We start from the raw sequence: 6,397 nt of genomic DNA on the forward strand, positions 1-6,397 counted from the left end.
GCGAACTCCTCCTCGACCTCGCCCCGCGGCATCGGCGCGGGTGCGGTGACCTGGCCGGTGACCTGGACGTCGGCCCAACCGGCGGGACCACGCACCGTGACGGTGCCGTCGAGCCAGTCGGACGCGGGCAGCCAGCCGATCCGCAACCGGCGGCCGTTCAGCACGGCTCGCAACCCCGGCCCCGAAACAGTGACGGCGGCCGCGGCAGCCAGCGGCGGTCCTTCGACGAGAACCTCCGCGACCAGCCGGGGTGTCCCCGGTGCGACCTGGCCGAAGTGGACCTGATCCGGATTGAGCCGCAGGGCGGTCCGCTCCAGGGCGGCGGCAGCGGCAGCGGCGATGCTGCGGCTGTCCTCCTGGGTCAGCCGCATCAGCGTGCGCCGGGCGGCAGCTGCCATGGCGAGATCGGAACCGTTCGCGAGCCGCTCCAGCTCGCCCACACCTTTCAAGCGAGTCTCACGGACCGAACTGTCGATCTCGGTCAGCACCTGCGTCGGCAAGACTTTTTCACTCATAGTGTCCCCGGAGTCATTCTGCGTGACGATCGCCATCGACGGAACCCTCAGCCCGAAATTGGCACCTGACGATCAATCGACTCCCCGGCGGCGCTCCGGCTATATTTGGTAGAGCTTCACTCTATTCAACTAGCGGGACGGGATCCGAACACGTGACCAGACTCCAGCGCACGTCAGCGCTCGCCGCCCTGATCCTCGGCGGCATCACCGTCCTGTCCGGCTGCGGCGGTGCTGCCGAGCAGGCCGCCGACCAGGCCCCGCCCCCGGCGCAGGCGACGACAGCACCGGCCGAGGAGGACTGCGGCGACATTGCGGCCACGGTCCGGAAGCACCTGAGCAGCTCGGAGGTCTCCGACGTGATCGTGGAAGGGCAGTGCACGACCGTGGTGATCGCTACCGAGCTGGACGACGAGGACACCGCGACCGGCAAGGAACTTTGCGAGGCGGCCGGGAAGGTCGCGTACACCGGCGACATCAACTCGGTCAACGTGGTGAGCAAGGCGGGCACCGAGCTCTCCACCGGCATCCCCGGTGCGAGCTGCCTGCCGTGACCCGCAGAGCACCGGCCGGCGTCGACCCGGGCGCCCGGCGGCCGCTCGACGAGCGACCGCCGGAGACCGTCGGTCAACAGGACAGCCTGGCGGCCGCGCCCTCCTTGATGTCCAGCTTGGATTCCAGGTAAGGCACCCGGTTGCCCGCCGGTGTCTTGCTGAAGCCGAGCTGCACATGGGTCATCCTGGCGATGACGCGATAAGTGTGCGAACCGGCGCGGCACGGCGTCTGCAGATCCCGGGCCACCACGCCGTTCTCGGGAAGGTCGATGACCGGAGTCTGGGTCCGGGAATGCCAATTGCACCCCCAGAATCCACACACCTTGCTCTCGAGTCGGAACTGCACCTTTCCTTTCGCGCAGGAGCTCAATCCGGAAACGGAGATCCGGCCGTTCCCGACCACCGGGCGCGGGCCCGATCCGATCGGGCCGAAGAAGAACTTGGGTGCCGGAAGCTGCGTGTTGTAGCGCCCGAGCCCGAACGGGTTGCTGCAGCCGAGTCGCGCCTGCTCGGGCGGGGCGGCCTGGACGGGCCCGGTCAACAGGGCCGAGGCCAGCAGGGCGGCCGCGGTGGCCGCGAGCAGGAAGCGGCCGGACAGTCGCCGGCCTCGTGCCGTCCGCTCGCCGGTCGTCGTCTGCCGAGGCCGGAGAATCTTGATCATGGGGACTCCTGTGCCGTTGCGGAAATGCGCCAGAACTGCTTCCACACTCAACCGGTCAGATCCCTGGGGCAAGCTCGTTAATCCATTCGGAAATGACATGCACGCGATAGCCGTCAACCGTCCGGACAGCCGTGAATTCGAGTTGTCGGCGGTTCGGCCTATTGCCGGCAGGTGGCGGGTCCGCCGGAACCGACCGGCCTCGATGGCAGACTGGGCCCGTGGTGACCTACGTCCGCTCGTACTGGCCCGAGCGCCGGCCGCAACGACAGCGCCGCCGGGCCGACCGGGACGCGGCCCGGTGGACGTACGACGAAGTGGGCGCTGATCAGGAAGTGCTGCGCCGCATCGAGATGCGCGCCGACGACGGGACCTACCTCGCGGCGGTCGACCATGCCGAGGTGCGCAGTGTCGGGACGAATCCGCAGGAGATGGCGGCCGACACCTTCGAGGAGTTGTGGCGGCTGGCCCGCTGCCAGCTCAACGGCGAGGCGGAGGTCTGGATCGAGCAGGTCTGCCCGGCCGTGGAGGACGGACTCCCGGTGGTCGTCCGCTGCGTCGGGGGCCGGGTCCGCCCGGGCAGCCGGTTCCTCCGGGTACGCGAGACCGGCGAGCCCGTGACCATCACCGTGGTCCGGATCCAGCGCTACGACCGCGACGTCGCCGAGCTGACCCCGCTGCACACCGGAGTGCTCATCCTGTCGAGCACCGGCTCCCCGTGGGTACTGGCGGGCCACCACCTCGAGGGCCGTACGGTCTGATCGACGTCGACCTATTGACAGCGATGCCACCCCGGCGCAGAGTTCGCTGCACTGTGTGACGTGCTTGTTACGTGATCAGGGGGTCGGCCATGTCCCGGCATGTCGGTGGCACCCGTTTCGCGGGCTTATTCGCCTTCCTGCTGCTCCTGGTGGCCACTCCCGGCACCGCACTCGCCGCGCCCCGGGCGCCGGAGGTCCACGGGCAGACCGTCCGGGCCGGTCACCTGCGCGTGCAGGTGCTCACCCCCACCCTGCTGCGGCTGGAGTACGCGGCCGACGACACCTTCGAGAACCGTCCCACCTTCAACGCCGTCAACCGCGATCCCGGGCGGACCTGGTTCACCGCCTCGACGCGAGGTGGTGAGCTGCGGGTGCGTACCGCCGCGGTGACCTTGCGCTATCGGCTCGACAGCGGCCCGGTCTCAGCGGCGAACACCACGATGGAGTTGCGGGTCGGCCGGCGGACGACCAGCGTGCACCCCGAATTCGGCTCGCCCGCGCGGGACGATGCGCTCGGCGGCTGGTACCGGGGCATGGACTACTACGAGGGGCAGGCCGGGCCGGTCGACCAGCTGACCCTGCACCCGGGCATGCTCAACCGCAGCGGCTGGTATCTGCTCGACGACACCCGCACCGCGGTGCGTACCGGTCAGAACTGGGTCTCGGCGCGGCCGGCGCGCACCGGCAGCTACCAGGACGGCTACCTGTTCGGCTACGGCCACGACTACCGGCGCGGGCTGGCCGACCTCCGGGCGCTCACCGGGCCGTCGCTGCTCCCGCCGAAGTGGGCGTTCGGCACCTGGTTCTCCAAGTACCAGGCCTACAGCGCCGAGGACTACGAGCAGCGGCTGCTGCCCGCCTTCCGCGAACACGACGTGCCGCTCGACTCCCTGGTGCTCGACACGGACTGGAAGGCGCCGAACCAGTGGGCCGGCTGGAACTGGAACACCGGGCTGTTCCCGAAACCCGACGAGTTCCTCGACGGCCTGGACCGCCGGGGCATCGCCGCGACCCTGAACGTGCACGCCGCCATCTCCGGCGACGACCCGCGTTTCGCCGAGGCCCAGGCCACCGCGAAGGGCAAGCTCACGCCCGCGGCGAGCAGCTTCGCGCCGAACCCGTACCGCTTCGACTGGACCGATCCGGACCAGGCCGCCGCCTGGACCCAGCTGCACAGACCCTTCGAGAACCAGGGTGTACGCCAGTGGTGGCTGGACTACTGCTGCGACGACAGCACCGTGAGCACGCCCGGCGTCACCGCTGACAGCTGGGTCAACGAGCTGTACCGGCGCGACGGGGAGGCACGCGGGCTGCGGGGCTTCTCGCTGTCGCGGATCGGGGCCTCCTTCCCGGCGTACACGACGCCCGGCCCGTCCGGCCCGTGGGCCGAGCACCGCAGCACCGTGCACTTCACCGGCGACACCCGGCCGGACTGGGAGACGCTGCGGTTCGCCGCGGCGATGACCCCGGCCGAGGCCAGCATCGGGGTGTCGTACGTCAGCCACGACATCGGCAGCTTCGCCGGCAAGCACCTGCCCGACGACCTCTACCTGCGGTGGGTGCAGCTGGGCGCGTTCCAGCCGATCCTGCGGCTGCACTCCGACCACGGCGACCGGCTGCCCTGGGAGTACGCGGACACGGTCGGCGAGCCGGCGGAGGACTTCCTGCGCCTGCGCGAGTCGCTGGTGCCGTACCTGTACACGGCGGCGCGGCAGACCTACGACACCGGACTGCCGATGGCCCGGGCGCTGTACCTCGACTGGCCCGAGCTCGACGAGGCGTACCGGCACGACACCCAGTACCTGCTGGGCGACTCGCTGCTGGTCGCGCCGGTGACCGCGCCGGGGCTGAGCACCACCACGCCGGTGTGGTTCCCGCCGGGCACGTGGACCGACATCTTCACCGGGGAGACGTTCCGCGGGCCGGCGACCCGTACGGTCGCCGCGACCCCGGACCACATGCCGGTGTACGCCCGCGCCGGCGGCATCGTGGCCGGAGCGCACCCGGCGGCCAACGTGGCCGGGCAGGCCCGCGACCGCCTCCGGCTCACCGTCTACCCGCACGCGTCAGGCCGCACCACCGTGTACGACGACGCGGGCGAGGGCCTCGGCTACCGCAGCGGGCAGCAGGTCCGGATCCCGGTGCGCTACGACGAAGGCCGCCGCTCGGCCCTCACCGTCGGCCCGGTCACCGGCACCTACCCGGGTGCTCCGGCCGCGCGCCGCTACACGGTCGAGTTCGCCGGCGTCTCCCGCCCCCACGTCGTCACCGTCGCCGGGCGTCCCGCACGGTTCACCTACGACAGCGGCAAGCGTCTGCTCACCGTGGAGGCGCCGGCCACGGCGGGCACCCGGTCGGTGACCGTCACCCACGACGGCCGCCCGCTCACCGTGGCGCAGCAGCCCGCCGTCGACCTGACCTTCACCGCGCCGGACGGGCTGCAGTCAGGGGCGACCAGCCGGCTGGTGACGACCGCGCGGAACCGGGGCCCGGGTGCGATCAGCGCGCTCGCGGCGACGGTGACCGCCCCCGAGGGCTGGGTGATCACCCCGCGGACACCGGTCACCGCGGCGTCGCTCGCGCCCGGGGCCACTTTCACCGTCACGTACGACGTCACGCCGGTGGGCCCGTCACCGCGTACCGCTGATGTCGTCGCCCGGCTCGCGTACCGCAATCCCGACGGCAGCAGCGCGAGCTTGCCCGCCTCCCTGAGCGTCCCGGTGCGGCCGGTCGATGTCACTTTCCGCGTGCGTGCCCCGGCGGGCACGCCGGCGGACGCGACGCTCTACGTGCCCGGCAACATCGCCCAGCTGGGGCCGTGGGATCCCGCCAAGCAGGCGATGACCAACCGCGGCGACGGGATCTGGGAGGCCACCATCACCGTGCTGGACGGGACGGACATCCAGTACAAGTACACCCGCGGCAGCTGGGAGACCGTCGAGGAGTGGGGATCGATCACCGGCACCAACAACCGCAACGTCACAGTGGACGGTGGCATCACCCGCACCATGCTGGTCGACGACACCTCCACCGCGTGGGGCGAGCCCGGCGTGCCGGACACCCACCTGGCCGTCCAGTACTGGCGTGACCCGCTGGTCGTGACCACCACCACGACCGCGACCGCGGCCACGATCGTGTTCCAGCGTGACATCCAGCCGGCCGGCGCCGACTACAGCGGCTCGGTGACGGTCACCGGCCCGGGCGGCGCGGTGCCGGGCACGGCGGCCGAGACCACGCCGGGAACGCTGGTGTGGACACCGGCGACCCCGCTGGCGGCCGGGTCGTACACGCTCACGGTCGCGCAGGTGAGCAGCACCGGCGCCGCGGGCGTGCCGATCCGCGAGCCGTACACGACAACCTTCACGGTGGGCTGAGCGGCGCGGTCAGTTCCGTCACGGCGTCGATGAGCTGCCGCCCGTCGAGCAGCGACGCATCGTTGTGGTCCGCGCCCTCGACCACGACAACCCGTACCGGTCCCGCCGCGCTGTCGGCCACGGCCCTGCTCTGCGTAGGCGGGACGACCGAGTCGGCCGTTCCGTAGACGACCAGCGTCGGTGCCGTGATCCCGCCGATGTGGTCCCGCACCGGGAACCGGTCGCGCATGAGCAGCCGTACCGGAAGGAACGGATGGTGCTCCTGACCAGCCGCCGGCAGGTCGATGAACGGTGACCGCAGGATCAGCCCGGCCGGCGGCTGCCGGGCCGCCAGGGCCGTCACCACGGCCGCGCCCAGGCTCTCGCCGAAGTAGAACAGCCGCTCGGCCGGGATCCCGGCCCGGTCGACGAGGTAGGCCCGGGCCGCGTCGACGTCCTGGGCCAGGCCCTCCTCGGTCGGGCTGCCGGGGTAGCCGCCGTAGCCGCGGTAGTCGACGAGCAGCACGGTGAGACCGCGCCCGGCCAGCGCCGCGGCTAG

Annotated in this window: 5 protein-coding genes and 1 pseudogene; 3 read left to right on the top strand and 3 right to left on the bottom strand. The window is 71.5% G+C overall.

All coding sequences use genetic code 11. The features are described 5' to 3' along the window. A pseudogene (locus AB0C29_RS28000) lies at positions 1-551 on the bottom strand (hypothetical protein); the annotation flags it as partial. Between the two features lie 116 nt (positions 552-667). On the opposite strand from AB0C29_RS28000, the gene AB0C29_RS28005 reads away from it, so the two are divergent. Continuing rightward, the gene (locus tag AB0C29_RS28005; protein WP_360826006.1) at positions 668-1,066 is read left to right on the top strand and encodes a hypothetical protein; all 399 of its coding nucleotides are present in this window, start codon (positions 668-670) and stop codon (positions 1,064-1,066) included. Between the two features lie 73 nt (positions 1,067-1,139). Here the strand turns inward: AB0C29_RS28005 and AB0C29_RS28010 are convergent, their stop codons facing one another. Then, positions 1,140-1,772, bottom strand: a complete 633-nt coding sequence (locus AB0C29_RS28010) for a hypothetical protein (RefSeq protein ID WP_360826009.1) — start codon at positions 1,770-1,772, stop codon at positions 1,140-1,142. 173 nt (positions 1,773-1,945) lie between these two features. On the opposite strand from AB0C29_RS28010, the gene AB0C29_RS28015 reads away from it, so the two are divergent. Together AB0C29_RS28015 and AB0C29_RS28020 are read left to right on the top strand one after the other, a co-directional pair. After that, positions 1,946-2,485 (top strand): hypothetical protein, encoded by a 540-nt coding sequence (locus AB0C29_RS28015; protein WP_360826012.1) that lies wholly within the window; start codon positions 1,946-1,948, stop codon positions 2,483-2,485. An 89-nt stretch (positions 2,486-2,574) separates the two neighbouring features. Further along, positions 2,575-5,859 carry a TIM-barrel domain-containing protein gene (locus AB0C29_RS28020; RefSeq protein ID WP_360826015.1) on the top strand — a complete coding sequence of 1,095 codons (3,285 nt, stop codon included), beginning with the start codon at positions 2,575-2,577 and terminating at the stop codon, positions 5,857-5,859. Here AB0C29_RS28020 and AB0C29_RS28025 read toward each other — a convergent pair. Continuing rightward, a partial coding sequence (locus AB0C29_RS28025) for an alpha/beta fold hydrolase (RefSeq protein WP_360826018.1) occupies positions 5,846-6,397 on the bottom strand: 552 nt, incomplete at its 5' end. The two genes, AB0C29_RS28020 and AB0C29_RS28025, sit on opposite strands and share 14 nt — an antisense overlap.

The sequence above is a fragment of the Actinoplanes sp. NPDC048791 genome (assembly GCF_040650095.1).
GTDB lineage: Bacteria > Actinomycetota > Actinomycetes > Mycobacteriales > Micromonosporaceae > Actinoplanes.